Annotated in this window: 13 protein-coding genes; 5 read left to right on the top strand and 8 right to left on the bottom strand. The window is 64.1% G+C overall.

Annotated features, from left to right (window positions below; all coding sequences use genetic code 11):
* Positions 1-22 precede the first annotated feature (22 nt).
* On the top strand, positions 23-1099 hold the full coding sequence (locus HRU71_03395; protein QOJ02589.1) for an amidohydrolase family protein: 1077 nt from the start codon (positions 23-25) through the stop codon (positions 1097-1099).
* On the opposite strand, the gene bamA is transcribed toward HRU71_03395, so the two are convergent.
* A complete protein-coding gene (gene bamA, locus HRU71_03390; GenBank protein QOJ02588.1) occupies positions 1096-3477 on the bottom strand; it encodes an outer membrane protein assembly factor BamA in 2382 nt (793 codons plus the stop codon). The two genes, HRU71_03395 and bamA, sit on opposite strands and share 4 nt — an antisense overlap.
* A 346-nt stretch (positions 3478-3823) precedes the next feature.
* On the opposite strand from bamA, the gene HRU71_03385 reads away from it, so the two are divergent.
* Positions 3824-4336 carry an FxsA family protein gene (locus tag HRU71_03385; GenBank protein ID QOJ02587.1) on the top strand — a complete coding sequence of 171 codons (513 nt, stop codon included), beginning with the start codon at positions 3824-3826 and terminating at the stop codon, positions 4334-4336.
* 115 nt (positions 4337-4451) lie between these two features.
* The gene (locus HRU71_03380; protein QOJ02586.1) at positions 4452-8054 is read left to right on the top strand and encodes a DNA polymerase III subunit alpha; all 3603 of its coding nucleotides are present in this window, start codon (positions 4452-4454) and stop codon (positions 8052-8054) included.
* A gap of 26 nt (positions 8055-8080) precedes the next feature.
* On the opposite strand, the gene HRU71_03375 is transcribed toward HRU71_03380, so the two are convergent.
* From HRU71_03375 to murC, 5 genes are all read right to left on the bottom strand, one after another.
* On the bottom strand, positions 8081-8950 hold the full coding sequence (locus tag HRU71_03375; GenBank protein ID QOJ02585.1) for a hypothetical protein: 870 nt from the start codon (positions 8948-8950) through the stop codon (positions 8081-8083).
* Positions 8951-9073: 123 nt separating this feature from the next.
* Entirely contained in the window at positions 9074-10066 is a 993-nt protein-coding gene (locus HRU71_03370) for a hypothetical protein (protein QOJ02584.1), read from the bottom strand.
* Between the two features lie 86 nt (positions 10067-10152).
* Positions 10153-11133 (bottom strand): D-alanine--D-alanine ligase, encoded by a 981-nt coding sequence (locus HRU71_03365; protein QOJ02583.1) that lies wholly within the window; start codon positions 11131-11133, stop codon positions 10153-10155.
* 45 nt (positions 11134-11178) lie between these two features.
* Entirely contained in the window at positions 11179-12144 is a 966-nt protein-coding gene (murB, locus tag HRU71_03360; GenBank protein ID QOJ02582.1) for a UDP-N-acetylmuramate dehydrogenase, read from the bottom strand.
* Positions 12119-13603: a UDP-N-acetylmuramate--L-alanine ligase gene (murC, locus tag HRU71_03355; GenBank protein QOJ02581.1), complete on the bottom strand. Its 1485-nt coding sequence runs from the start codon at positions 13601-13603 to the stop codon at positions 12119-12121. The genes murB and murC overlap by 26 nt, the downstream gene beginning before the upstream one ends.
* Positions 13604-13891: 288 nt before the next feature.
* Between murC and HRU71_03350 the strand changes: the two genes are divergently transcribed.
* Both HRU71_03350 and HRU71_03345 read left to right on the top strand, forming a co-directional pair.
* The gene (locus tag HRU71_03350) at positions 13892-15208 is read left to right on the top strand and encodes a YkgJ family cysteine cluster protein (GenBank protein QOJ02580.1); all 1317 of its coding nucleotides are present in this window, start codon (positions 13892-13894) and stop codon (positions 15206-15208) included.
* A complete protein-coding gene (locus tag HRU71_03345; GenBank protein QOJ02579.1) occupies positions 15184-16590 on the top strand; it encodes a hypothetical protein in 1407 nt (468 codons plus the stop codon). Before HRU71_03350 ends, HRU71_03345 begins: the two co-directional genes overlap by 25 nt.
* Here the strand turns inward: HRU71_03345 and HRU71_03340 are convergent.
* Together HRU71_03340 and secD are read right to left on the bottom strand one after the other, a co-directional pair.
* Positions 16578-17786: a LysM peptidoglycan-binding domain-containing protein gene (locus HRU71_03340; protein QOJ02578.1), complete on the bottom strand. Its 1209-nt coding sequence runs from the start codon at positions 17784-17786 to the stop codon at positions 16578-16580. The two genes, HRU71_03345 and HRU71_03340, sit on opposite strands and share 13 nt — an antisense overlap.
* A 116-nt stretch (positions 17787-17902) precedes the next feature.
* The gene (gene secD / locus HRU71_03335) at positions 17903-22066 is read right to left on the bottom strand and encodes a protein translocase subunit SecD (GenBank protein QOJ02577.1); all 4164 of its coding nucleotides are present in this window, start codon (positions 22064-22066) and stop codon (positions 17903-17905) included.
* Positions 22067-22128: the final 62 nt, after the last annotated feature.

Below are 22128 nucleotides of genomic sequence, written 5' to 3'. Positions count from 1 at the left end.
CCGCCGGTCCAACGGGTCGCTCATGGTGATTGACGTCCATTGTCATGTCGGCTACAGCGCTCGGCGCGTCGATCCGGCCATCGCCCATTTCGATTTTGAATCGAACGGCGCCGCGGCGCACCCCGGCTACGACAGCTATTTCTCCCCCCGGTTGCTTCAGCGCATCGCATGGTTCTTCGTGAAGCGCATGTTGAAGATCGACCCGCGCCTCCAGATCGGTCCGGAGCTGGACGCGCGAATCGAGGCGATCTACCAAGAGCACTTCTCGAAGGCGACGGGCGTCGATCGGCTTGTTCTGCTTGCGTTCGATGAGTATCGCAACGACTCCGGCCGCGCGATCGGCCCGGTCGACAAGGGTGTGCAGTACGGCAGCGACCTGTATGTGTCCAACTCGCTGGTTCGGGCGATGTGCGCGGCGCGGCCGGATCGGTACCTCTTTGGTGCGTCGATACATCCCTATCGGCCCGGGGCGCTGGCGGCGCTGGAGGAGGTCGTTCGCGCCGGGACGGTGCTGGTGAAATGGCTGCCGATTCACCAGAACATGTCGGCGACCGACGAGCGAACCATCGCGTTTCTACGCCGCGCGGCGGAGCTGAAGGTCGCCATGCTGATTCACTACGGTGGCGAGATGTCGCTGTCGCGCCAGCACATGGAGTTTGAAAGCGCGCTGCCGATGCTCGGCGTGCTGCGCGATCTGCGAGCCGAGGGACGCATGCCGACGACGATTGTCGCGCACGTCGCCACGCCGTCCTTCCGCTGGCACAGCCGCCGGGCTTGCGATGCGTTCGTGGAGGCGCTGCTCGGAGAATTCCGGGACGCGCCGATCTACGCGGATATCTCGGCGCTGGCGGCCTTCGGGCGAACAAGCTGGCTGCGACGATTCGCACGGCGGCGCGAATTGCATGCGAAGCTGGTGTGGGGGAGCGATTTCCCGATTCCCGTCATGCGCTGGCCTTTCGCGCGGATGGTGAGCAGCCGGCGGCTGGGAGAGATTCGGCGCATGCCGTCGTGGATTGAGCAGGACCTGCAATTGAAACGCGCGCTGGGCTTTGACGAGGCCGTGTTCACCCGCGCGGCGGATATTCTCCGCATCGGCTAGAACGTCGTGCCGAACGAGAAGCTGAAGACCTGCGTGTCGTCGTCGCTGTTCTTGGAGACGGGGAAGGCGAGATCGAACGCCAGCGGGATCGGCCCGAAGTACTTGATGTACAGCCGGGCGCCGATGCCCACGCTGGCCCGCCAATCCGAGATGCCGAAATCGTCCTCGACCGTGCCCATGTCGGTAAAGGCCACGCCGCGCAGTACCTTGCCCATGATGGGGAACGAATATTCGGCCGTCGTGACAAACATGAAATCACCACCGATGCGGTCATCTCGCAGACCTGCGCGCGGGCTGATGCCTCGGAACTCAAAGCCGCGGATCGAGCCGATGCCGCCGCCGTAGAACCGCTCGAAGACCGGCGCATCGCCGAAGATCTGCCCGCCGGTCGCGCCGAGATGCAGAATGTGCTTGCGGTCAAACGTGTCCTTGTGCAGCGTGAAGTAGTGGTCGTGTTCGACCATGAGCTTGCCGAAGCTGTAGTCGCCGCCCATCGCGCCCGCCTGTTCGTAGGATGTCTTGAAGCGATAGCCGCGTGACGGCAGCCAGGCACTATCGGTCGTGTCGCGCACGAGGCTCGGCTTGATCGAGGTCAGCCAACTGTCACCGGCGTCGTCCTTGATCTCGTCGGCCGCCAGCCAGTCGATGCTGCTGATGTCAATGTACTCGAACCGGAACGCAGTCTCGGCCGCCCAGCCTTTCAGGATGCCCTCGCGGAAGCGACGATCCAGGCTGGTGTAGAACCCCAGACGTTCCTCGTCGAACTCCTCGCGGCCGCGCTCGAAGACGTAGGCGCCCAGTCCCAGGCCGATTTCCTGGTCGAGCAGATAGGGTTCGCGGAAATCGATGCGTCCGCGGCTGACTTCGGTGCCCGGCTCAAGTTGCAGGCGAAGCGTCTGCCCGGCGCCTTTGAACGCCCGTCCGCGGAAGAGCTGCCCCGCGGTGCGCGGCCAGTCGAAGAGGTCGAAGTTGCGGTTCTCAATCGTGACCGAGCCGACCAAGCCGTTGTTGCTGGTGACGCCGACGCCGAAGAGCACGGTCGTCGTCTGGGCCTCGGCGACTTCAACGAGTGCGTCGCGCACGCCGGGCAACTCGCCCTGCGGCGTGATCGTCGCCTCGCTGAAGAGACGCGATTCGACGAGGCGATTTTCCGCCTCCTTCGTGGCGGTCGTGTTGTAGAACTCTTCGGGGAAGAATCGCAGCTCGCGGCGGATGACTTTGTCCTTCGTGTTGCGGTTGCCGCGGATCTCGATTCGGCCGAAACGGTATTGCTCGCGCTCTTTCACGTCGATCGTGAGGTTGACGTAGCCGTCCTCCTCATCGAAGACGTGCGTCGTCGTCACCTCGGCGTAGATGTAGCCTTCCTGCCCGTAGGCGGCGACGAGTTTCTCTCGATCTTCCTTCAGAACGTCGGCGTCGATCGGCCTGCCGACGTTCGTGCGTGACATGATAGAGGCGACGCGATCGTTGTCGTACACATGGTTGCCGACGTATTCGATCGACTTGATCAGGTGCTGCTGTCCTTCATCGATTTGAAAGATGACGGTCAGATCACTCTGATTCGGCGCCAGATCGATGCGATACCCGACCTGGGCGTTCAAGTATCCGCGGTCGACGTAGAACTTTTTCAGTGCGGCGGCGTCGCGCTGGGCCGTCTCATCGTCAAACGCGCCGGTGCGCAGCAGCCAGATGTACGTCGTGGTTTCAATCTGCTCGCGAAGGCGGCGTGGAGTGAAGCTGGCGTTGCCCTCGAAAAGTATCTTCCGCACTTTGACGCGCGGCCCCTCGGCGATGCGAATGATCACGCGCTGTTCGTCGCGCAAGGCCGCCTCATCCACCTCGACGGCCACGTGGTAATACCCCGCCTCGCGGTACTTGCGCTCGATGGCCTGCCTGGCCTGATTCAACAGAAACTCGCTGATCGGCGAGCCGACGGACAGATCGATGTCCTTCATCAATTCGTCGGTCTTGAATTTTTCGTTGCCCAGAATCGTGACTTCCGTCACGAAAGGTCGTTCCTGCACGACGAACACGCAGACAAGCTTTCCGTCTTCCTCGCGCGCCTCGGCGTATGGGCTGCCTTCAAACTTGCCAGTCTCGGCGAGGCGCGCGACGGCCGCGGTGATTTCCTCGCGCCGCCACGGCGTGCCCGGTTGAATGCGAATGACGGTTTGCAGGTAGGCTTCGTCGACGGTACGAAGTCCCTGAAACTCGACGCGATCGATGATGCGACCCTCGGCGCGGATCGTCTCCGGCGATGGTTGCGGTCCGATTTGCAGGAGGCCCATCATGGAAACAAGGGCGAACAACCCGAGCGTCAAAACAGCGACGGCCCGGCGAGGAGGGATTTGGCTGAACATCCGTGTCTGGCGCGTCATCCTGCCCCTTGTGCAAGGTGCGGCGTCGACAGAGCCTGCGCCGCGTGGCCGAAATATAACCGCCGGATGGTGTGCATCAAACAACCTGCGGGTGATTTCAATGTTGCCGGACGGGTCGTCGTGACGTACCAGTATTGTCGGCGAGCTTGGCCGATCCGCGTGCGGGAGAACGCCACAAAACGGGCCAGACGGCGAAATGGGGTTGCCTGCTCGGCCGGTTGGACCTAGCCTCCAGCGGTCCGGCACGGCTGCCGATCACAGATCGTGAAGCGGCAAGCGAGGCGGATAGTGTGTAACGTTATTTATAACATAATGTTGCGATTATTCATTGGCTGGGAGGAGTGACTTGCTGGGTTGGTTATTAATTCTGTTCATCGGGTTGCCGCTGGCGGACCTGATATTGCTGCTCCGGATAGGTGGCGTGCTTGGTTTCTGGTTGACCGTAGGGGTGGTGATCCTCACGGGGCTTGTGGGGGCGACCTTGGCCCGTTGGCAGGGGTTGCGAACGCTGGCGCGGATTCAGGGTGAACTGGCAAGTGGCCGGATGCCGGGTGACGAGTTGGCCGATGGGGCGCTGATCTTGTTGGCGGCGGCGTTGCTGGTGACCCCGGGATTTTTGACAGACCTGCTCGGTGTTTTTCTGCTGATACCCCTGACGCGTCGGCTGTTTCGCGGCGCGTTGCGGCGGTATTTCACTCGGCGCATGGTCGTTGGTCAAGTTACGATTCACACGGTTCGCGCAGGCGACGAGGAAGTGGTTTCACAGACCTGGGTAAGCAGTTCGGGCCGTCGGGAGATGGATTCGACGGCTGCGCCGCGCGTGGTATCCAGTCGCGTGATCGACGACGCGAAGAATTGACAAACGTATTTTCACAGCCGGGGCGGCGTCGCTTGGCAGCGTCGCGCGCCGCGCGTAGGATACGCAGCGTCGCCTGTTATTGGGTCGATCGAATCGTTCGAAGGCCGCATCGCTCATGTCCACGGATGGTCTCATCTCCGGCGAGGCGCCGGCTTCGCAAATCGCCGTGCCGTTCGCGCATCTGCACGTCCATACGCATTACAGCCTGCTCGACGGCGCCAATCGCATCAATGAATTGATCGATCAGACCAAACGCCTCGGCATGTCGTCCGTCGCCATCACCGACCACGGCAACCTGTTCGGCGTCGTGGAGTTTTACAGAACTGCCGTGGCCGCCGGCGTAAAGCCCATCCTCGGCATGGAGGCCTACATCGCGCCGGGCAGCCGACTCGACAAGTCATCGTCCGATGGGCGCGACCCGAATTATCACCTCCTGCTGCTCGCGATGAACATCACGGGTTATCGCAACCTGCTGCGGCTGGCGTCGATTGGTTACACCGAGGGGTTCTATTACAAACCACGGATCGATCGCGAGACGCTGGAAGCGCACAGCGAGGGATTGATCTGCACGAGCACCTGCCTCGGGGCGGAGATTCCGCAGACGCTCCTCGCGCGGAATCGCGCTGCGGCCGCGGAGATCGCCGATTGGTATCTCCGGGTCTTCGGGCCGGATCGATTTTTTATAGAGTTGCAGGATCACGGCATTGACGACCAGCGGTTGATTAACCCCGAGTTGATCGACCTCGCGAATCGCAAGGGCGTGGGGCTGATCGTCACCAACGACGTGCATTACCTGCGGCACGAGGACGTCGAGGCGCACGACGTGCTTTGCTGCATCGCGACGCGGGCGCTTCAGGCCGACACCGATCGGTTCAAGTTCCCGTCGGACCAGTTTTTCCTGAAGTCGCCGGCGGACATGGCAGCGCTGTTTCCGAGCTTGCCGGAGGCGATGTCGAACACGGTCGCGATCGCCGAACGATGCAACGTGGAACTGGATTTCAAGACGCGGCACACGCCGGTCTATCGTCCGCCCGACGGCGAATCGCCGGAGGCCTGCTTGCGCCGCCACGTCTACGAAGGGGCGGCCGAGCGCTATGGTGAGATCGGCGACGAGCTGCGCGAGCGAATCGACTATGAGTTGAACGTCATTCAGAGCAAGGGGTTCTCCAGCTACTTTCTGATCTGCTGGGATTTCGTGCATTACGCGCGCGGCCGGGGCATCCCGTGCGGAGCGCGCGGCAGCGGCTGCTCGTCGGTCGTCGCGTACTGCCTCTATCTGTCGCAGCCCGATCCGTTGCGCTACGGTTTGTACTTCGAACGGTTCATGGATCCGGACCGCGACGAGATGCCCGACATAGATATTGACATCTGTCAGGATGGACGTGACGAAGTCATTCGGTACGTCCGCGAGAAGTACGGCCACGTCGCGCAGATCATCACCTTCGGCACGCTCAAGGCCCGCGCGGCGATTCGCGACGTCTGCCGTGTTTTGGGCGTGCCGCTGTCCGAGGCCGACCGCGTCGCCAAGCTCGTGCCCGAAGAGTTGAAAATGACGCTCGACAAGGCCCTGAAACAGGAGCCGGAGCTGCGCAAGCTGTACGATTCCGACCCGACCCTGCGCAAGGTGATTGACATCGGCCGGCGAATTGAGGGCCTCGCGCGGCATCCGTCGGTCCATGCGGCCGGCGTGGTCATCGCCGACGAGCCGCTGGATCGGTTGCTGCCGTTGTACAAGGACACCAAGACCGACGCAGTCATGACGCAGTTCGAGGGGCCGACGGTCGAGGCCGTGGGCCTGTTGAAGATGGACTTCCTCGGTCTGCGGACGTTGAGCGTGTTGACGCTGGCGTGCAAGCTCGTGCAGCAGAATCACGGCGTGACGATTGACTTGGGCAATCTGAATTTGAAGGATGCGCGGGTCTATGAGTTGTTCGCGCAGGGTCACACGCGCGGCGTGTTTCAGTTTGAATCCGGCGGCATGCGCGACGTGCTGATGAAGATGCGGCCCAATCGCATTGAGGATCTCATCGCCGCCAACGCGCTCTATCGCCCCGGTCCGATGAAATACATCGAGCAATACATTTCGCGCAAGCACGGCGAGCGCTGGTCCAGCCCGCACCCGATCATGGACGAGGTGCTGGCCGAGACCTACGGCATCATCGTGTACCAGGAGCAGGTCGCGCGATTGGTGAACCAGCTCGGCCAGATCGAGCGTAAACGCGCGTTTCGACTCGCCAAGGCGATCAGCAAGAAAAAGACGGCGATGATCGAAGCCGAGCGCGAGCCGTTCATAGCCGGTGCGGTGGCGCACGGCGTGCCGCGCCAGGCCGCCGAGAGGATTTTCAACGACATTCTGCCGTTCGGCGAGTATGCCTTCAACAAGGCGCACTCGACGGGCTACGCGCTGGTGGCGTTCCAGACGGCGTATGTGAAGACGTACTATCCGCTGGAGTTCATGGCGGCGCTGCTGACGTACGAAATGGGCGACACCGACAAAGTGGTGGAGTACATCGACGAGTGTCGGCGCTTGGGGATCGACGTGAAGCCGCCGGACATCAACAGCAGCAACGCGGATTTCACCCCGCTGCCGGGTGCGGCGGGCAGCGGCGCGTGCCTGCGATTCGGGCTGGCGGCGATCAAGGGCGTCGGCGTGAAGGCTGTGCAGGCGGTTGTGGACGCGCGGGAGAAGGGCGGGCGATTTGAGAGCATTTATGACTTCTGCGAGCGCGTGGATCTGACGTGCGTCAATCGCGGCGTGATCGAGGCGCTGATCAAGGCCGGATCGTTTGACACGACCGGCGCGATGCGCAAGGCGCTGATCGAATCGCTTGACAAAGCCATGCAGGTTGGCGCCGAGGCACAGCGCGATCGCGCCAGCGGTCAGATGACCATGTTTGGATCGTTCACGGCGGATTCGTCATCCACCGCGCCGCGACCGGCGCTGTCGACCGCGGAGTGGTCCGAGGCGGAGATGCTCGCGCACGAGAAGAGCGTGCTGGGCTTTTACGTGACGAGCCATCCGCTGGCGCAGCGCGCGGCGGACTTGCGCAGTTTTTCGACGGCGGACATCGCGCACATCCCCGGCATGCAGGACGGCGCGGAGGTCGTGCTGGGGGGGATGATCAGCCGCCTGCGGTTCACGGTGACACGCAACGGGCGCAACGCCGGATCGAAGCTGGCGGTGCTGGCATTCGAGGACCTAAGCGGTTCAATCGAGGCAATTGTCTATGGCGACGAGCTGGAACGTCATCGCGATCTGATCGCGCCGGACAAACTGGTCTTTCTGCGCGGCCGGATCGACAAGCGCCGTGAGACGCCCAACGTGAAAGTGATGGAAGTGCTCTCGCTGGACGAGGCGCCGCATCGCCTGGCCGAGTCGGTGATTGTGCGGCTGGGGAGTCGAGCGGAGGATCGGTCGCTGCTGGGACAGCTGCGTGACGCGTGTCGAAAGCACCGCGGTCCGGTGCCGCTGTTCCTTGAGGTGCGATCTTCCTCGTCGATGACCGCGATGGTGCGCTGCGGCGCGGACATGTCGGTGCTGCCGACGTCGGCGTTCGTCTCGGCCGTGGAATCGCTGACCGGCGGCGTGGTGGATGTGCTGGGCCGTCGACACCGCGAGGCATCACGTTCGTCGGCTCCCGCGGCGCGCAGTGCATCAGGCGTGGACAGCCCAGACCTCCCCGAACCGATTGATGATGAGGCGGCGCTGGAGGCCTGATCGAAAGGGACGTGCGGCCCGGCGTGCTAGGCGGGTCGCGGCGCGGGCTTCTCGCCGCCGCCGGACGCGGGCTTTCGCTTGGGGAAACGAGCCTCTTTCGCCTGTAGCACAAGACCGAGCAGCCACAGGCCCATGACGGAGTAGGCGACGATCTGCGGCTGGTTGATGAAGTTATCGCGCACCGCGGGCCAGTGTGCTCCGACAAATGTAGATAAACCAATCACGGCCATCGCGGCCCCCACCAGGCCGATCCAGATGACGGCGAAGGTCTTCAGCGCCCAGAAGGCCAGGATTCCGCCGACCATCGCCGCCAAGGCCGGCAGCAGCCAGCCTCGCGGGCCGAGATTGCTCAATTCCGCCCAGACGCGCTCTTTGATCTTCGCCAGTTGATCCTGTGCCGCAGGGTACAGGTTGCGCTCCTGATCCTCGGGCGAGCTTAGCTGCACGCTGTTTGTCGGAGCTGACCGGCTTTCGCCGGCCGCGGGGAGATAGCGTTGCAGATCGCCGCGGCCCAGTTGAAACATCGTGGCAATCGAGAACAACACAAGTACCGAGCCGGCCGCCAGCCACCAGCGATACGTTCGGTAGGCGATGGCCGCCAGGACGACGGCGCCGAGGGCCGCGGAGATCGGACCGGGCGTGTTGGCGAGCAGCGAGACGCGGTACCCGGCCCACGACCCGGCAAACAGGGCGAAAACACAGACCACGCCGCGTTCGTACCGCGCGCAGCGAAACGTCAGAAAGACGCCAGTCACAATGGCCACGAGACTGCCGACGTTCAGCGCGGGGGAGTTCTGATCAAACGGCGGCAGATAATACTTCAGCAGTTCCTGAAAGGTCTTCAACCAAGTCGGATCGGTCAGGGCGATGGATGCGATGGGTTGGTCAAGCGTCATGTTCCGATTTCTCGCGCCGGCGCCACGGCTCCGGTCCATCACAGGATACGGTGAATCCCGTCATCCACCAACCTCGGAGAACGGGAAACGCGGCGATTTGTCACGCATTTCGGTCGCACCGGCTTACCCGCGCAACAGGCGAATCCCCGGATGACGGGCAGGCTCCGACGTGTCAATCGCGGACATGGGCTTGGGCATGGCGACGCGGTCGGGCCAGGTTGTAACGCTTACATAAGGCCGGTTCATGTCGATGCGGCCCCACTGGCGATAGAGCGATTCCAGCAGCGTGATCTTCTGCGTCGCCGTCGGTTCGCGGCCGAATTCCTCATTCGGCGGACGGCCCCACCAGACCCGTGAGTCTTTGCGATCCGTTGCCAGCTCGATGTACGGCTTCGCCGCATCTTCTCGACCGTTGTAGTTATCAACGTAAACCGCCGTCACCTGGTGGCGAAACGGTCGATCCTTGAGCAATTCAACCAACAAGACCCCGGCCGAAAGATCCGCGGCATCCCAGACGTGTCCGACGGCGGGCGGCGGGGTTCGCGTGCCCAGCACGGTGATCAACCCGCTGCCCTTGCTGTCGTTGAACTGGTAGCGCCCCGGCAGACGGACGCGATGTTCATCCACGAGGTAGCACGATTTGCCGTAACGCACCCATGCGGCCGGGCGGCGGAACTGGCAGCGCACCGTGACGATGCCGTCGCTGCGCACACGCACCCGCTCGACTTCACGCACCCAGCCGACGGACGGCCGGGCCAGGGCTGTGCCGATGCGCGACGCCAGTTCGCTGTCGAGCTGGCGATCGCATTCGCCCAGGTCGACGCTTCGTGCGAGTGCATCGAGGATGTGTCGATTGTCTGGCAGTTGGAGCCAGTCGGGCAGCAGCTCCCACTCAAGATAGAGTGGCTGCTGGTAGCGCTCCAGCGACACCACGCGCTGCTCCATTTTCGCGAAGCCCCACCCCGTGGCGAAGATGATCGCCAGCACGGTCGCGACCCGCACCGAGTATCGAAGCCACGGGCGCTCGGCAGGGCCGCCGGCAGGCAGCAGCCATTCACCGACGGCCGCGCCAAGGCGATGAAGAAACGATTCCTTTTTTGCTTTTCGCGGGGCCACGTTGCTCGCCTTGAACTATGCCATCAGCCTTGAACCGTCGGTTTTGAGCCAAACACCGCAGATTGATCGGGTCGGACGCCAGGTCTTCATCCATTCGGCTTGGCAAAACGCCGCTTGATCGCCGAATCGATCAGGAACTGGCACAGTTGGGCCATCGTGATGCCGACCTGCGACGCGGCCTTGGGCACGAGCGAATGGTTGGTCAGGCCGGGCACGACGTTGGCCTCAAGCAAGAACGCCTTGCCGCTCGACGGATCGACGCGCCAGTCCAGCCGGGAGAAGTCGCGACAGCCCAGGGCGTGATGCGCCGCGAGGCTCTGGTCGGCAATCTGTTGCAGGAGCGCCGGCGGCAGATCGATATCGAACAGGTACTGCGTGTCGTCGTCGAGGTATTTCGCCTTGTAATCGTAGAACTCGCGCCTGGTGCGAATTTCGATTGGCGGCAGGGTGCGATCGCCCAGAATGCCGACCGTGATCTCTTTGCCGGGGATGAACTCTTCAATGAGCGCGCTGCCGTAAGCGTCGATCACACGCTGCGCCGCGGGGCGAAGCTGATCGAACTCGCGCACGATGTAGCAATGCAGACTGCTGCCTTCTTTGACGGGCTTGACGACGACCGGCAGGCTCCATGCGGCCAGCGCCTCGCGCAAGTTGGCCGCGGTCGCCACGGCATAGCGGGGGGTCGGTACGCCGGCTCCCTTGAAAGCTTCCTTGGCCGCGGCCTTGTCCATCGCCAGCGCGCACGCGGCAGGGCCGGAGCCGGTGTAGGCGATGTTGCGTCGCTCGAGAATCTCCTGCACTTGCCCGTCTTCGCCAAACGTGCCGTGCAGCGCGACAAACACGCAATCCACCGCGCGGGCCAGCGCGCCGAGGTTGTCGGCGCTGATGTCTTCGACGTGAACGTTGTGCCCCTGCGATTGCAGGGCGGCGGCGACGGCCTGCCCGCTTTGCAGGCTGATTTCGCGCTCGCCCGACGGACCGCCGGAAAGCACGGTGATCGCGAGTTTCTGCCGGGATGCGGCGCGGGTGATCCGCTCCACATCAAACCGGGTGTGCGTCATGGCCACGGGGCTAACCTCCTTGTCGTGCATCGTCCAACGGCGTTTTCGCGGTCAGGCGTTGGCAGCCGGCGCGGGCGCCAGCGCGGCGGGCCGGTCCGCCTTGTTCCAATCGGCTTGTTCGTACTCTTCTTCATCGGCCCAAATGCGTACTTCGGGTTGCAGGATGATCCCCGCATGGTCGCGAACCCGTCGGCGAATTTGGCCGATCAGGGCCAGCACGTCGGCCGCCCGCCCGCCAGACCGGGAGAGAATGAAGTTTGCATGGCGGTCGGAGACGTAGGCGGTGCCGATCCGCGTGCCCTTGAGGCCCGCTCGGTCGATCAGCAGCCCGGCTGACTGGCCCGGCGGGTTTCGGAAGATGCAGCCGACGCTGGCGTCGCCCAACGGAGGCTGGGTCGCCTTCTTGTAATCCCAGATTTCGCGGAAGCGGCGGTTCAGCTCGGCCGGATCCTCGCGCCGAAGGGCAAAGCGAACGCGGACCACGCAGTCGTCCCCCAGCGCGCTATGGCGATAGCTGAAATCGAGTTCCGAGGCCGACCGCTCGACGATCTCGCCGCGGGGCGTGATGACGGTGACGGATTGAACCGCCGACGAGATATCGCCGTATCGGCCGCCGCAGTTCATGGCGATGCCACCGCCGACGGAGCCGGGGATGCCGGCGAGTTGTTCCAGTCCCGCCAGGCCGCCACGCACGGTGGCGAGGACGAGCCTGGTCATGTCGGCGCCGGCGCCGACGATCGCCGCGTCTGCGTCAAAATCCATTGCGCTGAAGTGCGCGTCGCCAAGATGAACGACGGCGCCGCGGACGCCGCGATCGCTGACGAGCACGTTCGCGCCGAGTCCGAGGAATCGCAGTGGCGTGCCCGATTCGTGACATCTTCGGATGATCGCCGCGAGTTGCGCGTCGGTGCGCGGCAGGAGAAAGTACTCGGCCGGGCCGCCGATGCGGAACCAGGTGCGCGGGGCCAGCGGCTCGTCGCGCCGGCAGATGTCAGCCAAGTCGGCGAACAAGGTCATCGGCGATCTTCCAGACATCGCCGGCGCCCATGGTCAGGACGATGTCCCCGGCGACGGCGTGAGTGACAATGTGTTCCACGATTTCAGCGTGGCTGGGCAGGTATTTCGCGTCCTGCCCACAGGCACTGACGCGCGCCACGAGGTCGGCGCTGCAAATGGCGTCGCGCTCGGCGGCGCTGTCGCGCACGAAGTAAATATCCGGCACGAGCAAGTGATCCGCCAGGGCGAAGCTCCGCGCGAAATCGTTGAGCAGGAATCGGGTTCGCGAGTGCTGATGCGGCTGGAAGACCAGCCAGAGTTTCCGATCGGGCCATTGCTCCTTGACCGCGCGGAGCGTGACTTGAATCTCCGTCGGATGGTGACCGTAATCGTCGAGCAGAAGAATGCCGGAGACCTCGCCGCGATGGGTCAGCCGCCGATCGGCCCCGGCAAAGGACATCAGGGCATCGGCGATGGCCGCGGGGGTGACGCCGGCGTGCGTGGCAAGGGCCGTGGCAACGAGGGCGTTGCCGATCTGGTGCCGGCCGGGCAGTCGATCCAGTTGGGCGTGCAGCAGAAATCGGCCGTCGCGGCGAATGTCGAATCGATAATGGCCGCGGGTCTGGCCGATGTTGACGGCGCGCCAGGTACAGGCTTCGGAAAAGCCGAATGTCTCTATCGGGGCGCGGGTGGATTCGACGGCCTTGGCGACCGCGCGGTCTTCGCCGTTCGCGAGAATCACGCCGTCTTCCGGTACGAGCGAGGCGAAGGCCTTGAACGCCTCAATGATGGCATCGAGATTCGGGAAGCAGTCGAGATGGTCCTCCTCGATGTTGAGGATGGCGGCGATTTTTGGCGCGAGATTGAGGAATGAGCGATCGAACTCGCAGGCCTCGACAACGAAGTGCGGCCCGTCGCCGACGCCGGAGCTGGATTCAAGCTGTTTCACCTCGGCCCCGACGACAAACGTCGGATCAAGCCGCGCCTGGCGGAGGAGGTAGGTCGTCAGCGCCGTCGTCGTGCTCTTGCCGTGCGTGCCGGAGATGGCGACGCCGGTGCGCAGCCGCATGACCTCGCCGAGCATTTCGGCATATTTGCGCAGCGGAATGTTTCGCCGCCGGGCCTCGAGCAACTCCGGGTTGTCTTCGTTGATCGCCGCGGAGTACACGACAATATCGCAATCCGTGGGCACGTTGATCGGCGCCTGGCCAATGCTGATCGTCGCGCCCAGTTCTTCCAGCCGTGACTGGGAGGAAAACCCTGTGCGGTCCGACCCGCTGACCTTCGCGCCGCAGCGAAGCAAGACCCCGGCGAGGCCGCGCATCCCGCTGCCGCCAATGCCGATCAGATGGATGCGTCGCGCCGCGTAGGGGCTGCTCCAGTGCTGGGACAGGTCGGTGCGAAACCTTCGCGCATCTACTGGTGGATGCGCGGTCCCCAGCGCAGTGGATGTTGCCTGTTTGGGAATGATTCTGGACATGAACGGCTCACCTCCGTGTGAAGCCTGCAAGCGTGCGGGTCCAGCGCGACGGCCGGTGAGTTCCGTTCGCATGTCTCCCCGCCTCCCAGCGAACGACCCGACCCCGACAGGCCCCCGCCCGCGCCCCGGATCTGCGTCGCGGGGAATGGTACTCGCCGCGTGGCGGAAACCGCAAGCCAAACCGACGCGCAAAATCGGCCGGATTCAGTAGTATCGGGTAATTCGGCCCTGTTTCTACACCGCAATGGACCCTCGCGCCGGTCCGGAACCGCGTAGAATCCGCCGGCCATGACGAAGCTGACGGTGCTGATTACGGACGCCGCAGGGCAGAAGTTCGACTGCCACGGTTGCACGAACTGCTGCCGGGAACTGGTGGTACATCTCACGCCGGTTGATTGCGATCGGATCGATCAGCAGTCATGGCGTGCCAAGCTGGGGATCGAGCCGTACGTCATCCTGCGCGGCGAGCGAGTGTTGAACCATCGTCCTGACGGCGGGTGTGTTTTTCTTCAAGGTGACGGGCGGTGCCGCATCCATGTCGAGCATGGGGCCGACGCCAAGCCTCTTGCTTGTCGCATGTATCCGTTCTCACTTGAGAAACAGGACGGGCGCGTGCGTGCGCCGATTCGATTTGATTGTCCGTCGGTGGCGCGCAATGCAGGCCGGCCGCTGGCGCGCCACCGCGTGGAGATCGCGCAGTTAGCGGGCGCGTTGGAAGCAACTGAACCGGAGTTGCTGACGGGCGGATCGGATCGGTGGTATCTGCGTCCGGACCGAGCGGCGAGCGAGCTGGAAGCGGCAGCGCTGATCGATGTGCTGGATTCACGGCTGGCGGATCGGGATATCCCACTGGAGCGACGACTGACGGATACGTGGCAGCTTGTAAGCGCGTTGCGAGCGGCGCGGCTTGATGCGGTGCGCGAGGAGCGTTTTGTGGAGTTGGTGCGATTGCTTGCGTCGGGACAAACGGACGATGAAGGGGCCGCGCCGTCTCACGAGACAGCCGAGCCGACGGCCCGGCAGACGGCGCTGTTCCGCCAGGCGATCTTCGCACATTGCGAACATCTCGACTTGCACCAGGCGCGGACGAGTGGATGGAAGGCGTGGCGATTTCGGCTGAATCAACTCCGGCGCGCGAGGCGGTTTGTCCGGGACTTGGAGGGGTGCAACGAGGTACTGGGAGGGGTCGTGCGGGGGGGGCGGCGTGTGACGCATGCGGAGGTCGAGGCGGTGGCTGCCGCCGGCGCGAGCCAATCTGCGGAGTGCGAGGAGCTCGCCACGCGTTATGTCCGGCAACGGCTTGTCAGTCGTGGGGCGTTCGGCCATGGATATTACGGGTGGCCGATGCTGGACGGGGTCGCGGCGTTGTGGTTGAGCGTTGCGGTAGCAGGATGGCTGGGGCGATACTTCGCGGCGTCGGCAGGGCGATCGTCGTGCGAGGCGGAGGATTTTGTGCGCGCGATCGGTGTCGTGGATCGTGCGGCCGGTCGCCTGCCGGAACTGGGTTCGCGTGCGGCAAAGTTAAGACTGATGTATCTATCTCGTGAGGGGGGCGTCTTGCGTCTGCTTCGGAAATGGACATGGACACAACGAGCGAAGCCGTGACGGCCGATTCCAAGAGGGCGGGCGGTTCGAACTCGGGTGCATCGGGCATGCGAACGGACGGCTGGACGCGATCGGCGATGGCCGCGGCCTTCGCGGCGGCGCTGGCGATCCGCCTGCCGCTGATGACGCAGCCGGGCTTCGGCGGCGATTTGATGCAGTTCGTGATGTGGGCCGATCGCGGCGCGGCGCTGGGCACGGCGGCCTTGTATGACCAGCGACCCGACGGACGGCGGATCTCGAACTATCCGCCGGGGTACTTGTATTTGTTGAAGGGCGTGGCCCGGGTGCATGATTTGTTTGCCACGCCGGAGTCCCGCCTGTCTATTCAGACATTCGGCGAAGTCGGATTATCGTACGGCACGCCCGAGGCCCGGCAGGCGTATTTCTTCTTTAAGCTGCCGTCGGTGCTGGCCGACGCGGCGCTGGCGATGCTGCTCGTGAGCCTGCTGTGGGGGCGCGTGGGCGGCGCGTGGGCGGCTTCGGCCGGCGCGGCGTATGCATTGCTGCCGTGTGTGTGGCACAACAGCGCCGCCTGGGGGCAGATGGACGGCATCCTGTCGCTGATCCTGGTGGCATCGCTGGAGGCGGCGCGGCGCGGGCGAATCGGCTGGATGGCGGCGATGGCGGTCGCCGCGGTTCTGACCAAGCCGCAGGCCGCCATGATCGCGCCGATCTGGCTCGTCGCGCTGGTACGCGTTGTGCGAACCGATCGGCAGGCCATCGCGCGAGCCATTTCGGCATCGTTTGTGGTCGCGGTGGCACTGCTTTGGCCGGTTCGCAGTCGCCTTGATGGCGTCTGGGATGCATTGGTTGGCGCGGCGACGTTTTATCCCTTCACGCATCTCAACGGGTTTTCGGCGTGGTTCCTGCAACGACCGCTCGATGCGCCCGATCTGGCACAACTGGCTCGCGTGTATGCCCGGGACGACGCGGCGTGGCTGGCAGGCCTGACGCCGCGTGCGCTTGGACTGATCGCCGTGCTGGGCGTGTGGGTGTATGTGCTTTCCCGTGCCCGTCGGGCGCTCCAAGGCATCGAATCGTTCGAGCATTGGACCGACTGGGCCGCGTGCGTCCTGCCGCTTGCGTTCTTTGTCCTCGCCACGCAAATGCACGAACGGTACCTCTTCCCGGCCGTGGCGCTGTGGCTCTGGGCGGCGCGGCCGACGGCAGCGTGGGCGATCGGCGCGGGGCTGCTGGCGTTGAGCGTGACGGTGAATCAATGCTGGGTGTGGGCGGGTCCAGCGGATGGGTGGTACACGGAATGGTCGCGGCGCATGGCGAGCGGTCCGTGGTTTGGTCTGCGCACCGGGGAGTTCTTCGCGCTGGTCAACGCGGGGCTGCTGGTGTGGATGCTATCGCGACGTCGGGTTCAGGGTCGTTGAGCGTCGGGCGCCGGGACCGTCAGAGTCATCCCAGTGCGGAGGCGTTTCGGGTCATTCTTGACGGTTGACTTATTAGCATCGTAGAGCGTTCGCCACTTGTTGCCGTCGCCGTACAACTTCGCGGCGATGGAGTAGAACGTGTCGCCTTCGAGCACGATGTAAGTGCGGACGGCGGCCGGTTTGGCGGGCGAATCCGTCTTGGCGGATTCATGCGGCGTGGCCGTTCGCCCGGTCAGGGTGACGAGTCCGGACGATTCGCTGCGCGGCGCTGCGGCGGTCCGAATCGGTGGCGCTTGCTCGCCGCTTGGCGCGGGGATCGTCACGACCTGTCCGATCTTCAGGCCGCGAGGGTTCTTGATCTGCGGGTTGGCGGCGAGGATGGCATCCACGCGGGATGTGTCCTCGTAATAGGCAAAGGCCAGCCCGATGAGCGTGTCGCCGGAGACGATTTTGTGCTGCTTGGGCCAGGCTGACGGCGCGGAGCCGGGTTTTATATCGACATTTGTGGATTTTCCGGCGGGTCGCGCGTCGGCGGCACGCGAATGGGCCGCGTCGCGGGGCGGGGTCTGATCGGGGCCGGCCGCGGAAAGCGGTTTTGCGTCGGGCCGGCGATCGGGTCCACCGACCGCGAGCGCGGGCAAATCCTCGGAAGCTGGGCTGGAATTGCCACCCGGCGCGATGCGTTCGGCGGACTTATCCTTCGATTGGGACAGATGATCCCACGTGGTGGGAGCGAGATCGTCACCTGTGGCGGCGGCGGGCGCGGGCGTCTCACCGCCGATCCGCGGCGGTGCACCGCGCGCCAAACCGAAGGTCGGACCGGTGTCGTTTGCCGCCGGTTTCGATACACCGCTCGGCGTGCTCCCAGGCGCATTCAATGGATTAGTCGCGGACGCCACACGCTCCGTGCCGACGGTCGGAATCGAATGATCGCGAGCCGTCGGCAAGGCGGCAGCGCCGGTCGGCGGCGCGGCCGGAGTCTGCTGATTCGCCAGGGCGGTCGGCGGCGTGGTCGCTGGGGCAGCAGGCTTGGGGGAATCGCCCGCGGCGGGAATCTTGGGCGGCGCGACCTTGGCCCCGGTGGACGTGACCAGCAGGTCGTCCATCTTGGAGGACTGGCCGTAGAAGAAATAGACGCTCGTCACGACGACGATGAACAGGCCGGCCACCACCCCAATCCGTGCTTCGGTGCTCATGATGATCCTCCGTGATACCCGGTCGACGGGTCCGCGAAGACCCGTCGACCGCGCCCTGCCGCCCCGGCGGCAAACCCGCCGGGTTTGAATATCTCGTCGGGCGAGCCGTCCCGGCACTACGCCGTTGCCGGTCGCAACGCTGAAACGTCCGTGCTGCTGCGCCCGCGTTTGACGAGCAACTGGCTCGCAACGCCGAACGAACTGTACGTTCCGGTCAGGATACCGATGAACATGGCGTAGTTGAAGCCATGAATCCCCGGTCCGCCGAAGATGTACATGATCAGGATCGTCGCAAAGGTCGTCGTTCCGGTCAAGAGGGTGCGTCCCAGGGTTTGGCTGATGGCCGTATTCACCAGATCCGGCGTGACGTCCTTCAGCCGACCGCGGTTCTCGCGGATGCGGTCGAAGATGACGATCGTGTCGTTAACCGAGTACCCGATGATGGTCATCACGGCGGCCACCATCGCCAGGTCGATGCGGAACGGCTCCAGCATGAGCGCCCGCCCGATGGGCGTCGCGGCGGCGTAGTGCGCCAGCCCGATGAAGCCCAGGGCCACGCAGATGTCGTGGATCAGCGCCACGACCGCCGCCATGCCCCAGCGCACGTTTCCGAATCGGAACCAAACGTAAAGGATGATGATCAACCAGCTCAACGCGATGGCGATGTAGGCGTCTGTTTGCGCCTCGCCCGACACCTGCTTGTCGAACTGCGTGATCTGGCTTAGCGACGTTTGCCGTTGCAAGGCGTCCTGAATCAGTTTCACTTCCTGCTCGGCCAGATCGGTCACCCATGCCGACGACAGGCCGCCCTGTTCATCGAGCAGGGGGTAATTCTCATCGGCCACGACGACCATGACGCGCTCGTAGGCGTCGCCGCTCCCCGGCGCCGATTTCAATCCGAACACGGCCGATTGCCGCCAGCCGTGCGACTCAAACCCCGGTTGCAGCCGCATGGCACGCAAACGATTCTGAAGGGACTCCAGTTTCTGGGGTGGTGAGACCTTGTCGAGGATCATCGCCACGCCGCCGCGCCAGCCGGTCAGGTCGATCTCCGTCGCCTCTTCCGGCGCGATCGGCAGGTTCAGCTCGCGCACATTTTCGCTTCGCACCGCGAAGTAGGGCACGTTGCCCGATGACTTGTCCTCCATCAGGTTGAACGTCAGGGCCTGCTGAACGCTCAAGTCGTCCTTCATGTAATCGAGGATCGCCCCGACGACCAGTTCCTTGTTCGTCTCCAGCGTCACAATCTCAAACGACGCGCCGCGCGGCGCGCCCGGCTCGGCCGACTGCACGCTCTGCACTTGTGCCCGGCCGATCGAATCGGCGCTGCGCCGCAGGCGGTCCGCCATCGCAACGACAAACGCCTTCATGCCGGCCTCGTCGACCTTCGCCTCGCTTCGCGTGCGGATGCTCACCGATTCGGACCCCGGATCGCTGTAGGCAATCGGTCCGACTTCGCTTAGCTGCTCCTTCATCACGTCGCGGATGACCGGCTCAAGCCGGAACGCCGGCACACCGGGGCAGTTCACCGTGAACGTATCCGCACCGGCCGCCGTGACCGTCGCCTTGTCCATCGCACCGGCGAACCCGCGAAGTTTCTCGGCCGATTGCTCCAGCCGCTTGGCGATCTCGGTTTGATCGAGGGAGCCAGGCTTGACCAGATCAATCTGCGCCGCCGTTCCGCCGAGGAACTCGATGTCGTAGAGTCGATCGGCTCCAAGCGAGAAGAACGCTCCCAGGCCGACGATGGTGATCAGGATCGACGCCGTGAAGAACACCGGTTTCAGGCCGATCCAGTTGATGCGCGGCACGCCGATGAGGTTCATCATCGGGAGCCTCGGACGTCCGCCGCTCTGGAACGAATTGTGAATGCCTCGCATGATGAACATCAGCACGAGGATCAGCAGCACGCCCGGCGCCATCCAGGCCACGGCTTTGCCGAAGCCCATCAGCACCGATTGATCGCGCAGCTCGGGGGCATTCCACAGATGACCCGCGCCGTAGAGCAGCCCGCCGAAGCCGGCGATGGCGGCTGCGAAGAGGCCCGGAAGCCGGGTCACTTCGCGCGGGATGACCGGCATCACCATGGTCTCGAAGAACATCTTGGTGACGAAGTAAGCCGTGAACAGGTTGATGAACACGCCGATGCCCAGCGTGAGACCGAAGCCCTTGATCTCTTCGCTGCCCAGCACATAGAGAATGAGACAGGTGAGCAGCGTGGTAAGGTTCGAGTCGAGAATCGCGCTGAAGGCCCGCTCGTAACCGAGGCGGATGGCCATGCGCATGGCGGTGCCTTTTTCAAGCTCCTCGCGGATGCGCTCGTTGATCAGCACGTTGGCGTCGACGGACATGCCCAGGGCGAGCACGAGGCCGGCGATGCCGGGCAGGGTGAGCGTCGCGCCCATGATGGCCATGACGGCCAAGGTAAACAGCAGGTTCATTCCCACGGCGACGAGGGCCACGGATCCCGCATAGCGGTAGTAGACCAGCATGAACACGACCACGGCCATCAGGCCCCATTTCGCGGCCGTGAGGCCGGCGGCACGATTGGCTTCGCCAAGTGACGGGCCAATGGCACGGACGGAGATCGGCGGGTCTTTGAGCTTGCGCGGGAGGCTGCCCGCATCGAGCTTGCGGACCATCTCCTGCACTTCCTGCGGCGTGAAGTTGCCGCGGATGATGCCGCTGGTGCGAATCACCGCTTCGATCGTCGCGTGGGAGACGCACTGGTCGTCGATGAAGATGGCAAGCTGGCGGCCCTTGTTGATGCGCGTGAGTGTGGCGAATTTGTCACCACCAACTTCGTTCAGCTCGAAGCCGATGGCGGGACGGTTGAAATCATCGCGCGTAAAGCGGGCCGCGGTGAGTGCCCATTGCGACTCACCGACCCGGTGCGTCATGGATTGGTCGGGTGTGATGTGGGACAGGACGTAATACTTGTCGCCGAAGCGCTCGACGATCACGCCGTAGTTGTTCTTGACCTGCTCGAACTCCTGTTCGAACTTGATCCGGTCCTTGATATTCAGAAAATCCACCGGGTCCTGAATCTCGAACCACTGGTAGTTCTCCTCGCCGGGCGCGCGGCGCGGCCCGCGCGTCCGCAGCGACTCGCGATACGGCTCGAATTTCTGCGGGTCCTGCGGGTCGGCCGCCGCGAGGATGCGAAACTCCAGTACGCCCGCGCCCTTGAGCATGCGCTGCAAATCGGCCGGATCTTCGAGCCGGCCTTCGCCCTTGCGCTTGGTGTTCAGGCGATCGTTGGCCTTGACCAGCCCTTCGATCTGGGCCGTCATGTGCGGATAGTCCAGGGTGAGCCGCGCCATCGCTTCGGCGCGAATCTTCGATCCGGGTTTGGAATCAAGCACCGTCTGCAAGCGACCAATGTCGAGGTTCGTGGCCATCAGAGCGGCCAGCGCGGCGTCGAACTCCATCTCCAGCTTCAGCACCTTGTCGATCGTCGGCCCGTCCTCGAACTTGTTCGGATCGACGTTCAGCTCCATCACCTTCGCCACCGCGTCGAGGAAGGCCGTCTCCTTCGCGTTCAGCTCGGCGGTCTTTTCGACGGGGGGCGTCGCGCCGGCGGCGGACTTGGCCTGGTCAAATTCCTCCCACGCCTTGGCGGCTGTTTCGAGGAGCGCCTTGCGCTGCGGCAGACCCCGGACCAGGGCGTCCAGCGCGGCGCTGCGTTCGTTCGCGGGCTTCTTCACGGCTTCCATGACCTGTTCGCGCGTGAGGTTGTCCCTTGTCGCCTCGGCCTCGCGCTTTGCATAATCGCGCTTCATGGTTTGCCACGCGTCGTAGGCGGTGGCGCACGCGGCGATCAGCGGTTTACGAATTTCCAAACCACGCGCGAGTTTTTCCAGCAGCGCCGGGCGGTCGGCCGCGGGCTTCTCCAGCGCGCGGAGCACGTCGGTGCGGCGCAGGGCTGTCGCCTGAATCTGCTCCTGCAACTCCTCGAAATCGTGGCGGGCCTTGCGCACGTCCTCGCTGGGCCGCGGCATTTGAATCTCCAGCCGATTGTGACCGACCGGTCGCCAGACGAGGTTAAACACGCCCTGCGGGTCGATGCGCTCGCGCAAGACGCGCATGACTTTCTCCGACAACTCGCGCCGCGCGTCGGGCGCCACGCCCGTGTCGTCGATCTCGTACAGCAGGCTGTAGCCGCCGTACAGGTCGATGCCCATTTTCATTTTCTGCTCGAACGGCCAGATGCTGGCAAAGCCCAGGGCGCACAGACATCCGACCACCACGATCTTCCACCACATGTCACGTTCGTTCATGAGATTCCGCCTTGTTTTCAGCCTCGTTTGAATGACTCGTTGCTCGTTCTCGCCGTGCGGTT

The organism is Planctomycetia bacterium (assembly GCA_015200345.1).
GTDB lineage: Bacteria > Planctomycetota > Phycisphaerae > UBA1845 > UTPLA1 > PLA3.
Note: the sequence above shows the minus strand (reverse complement) of the source record. Positions and strands in the feature narration are given on the sequence as shown.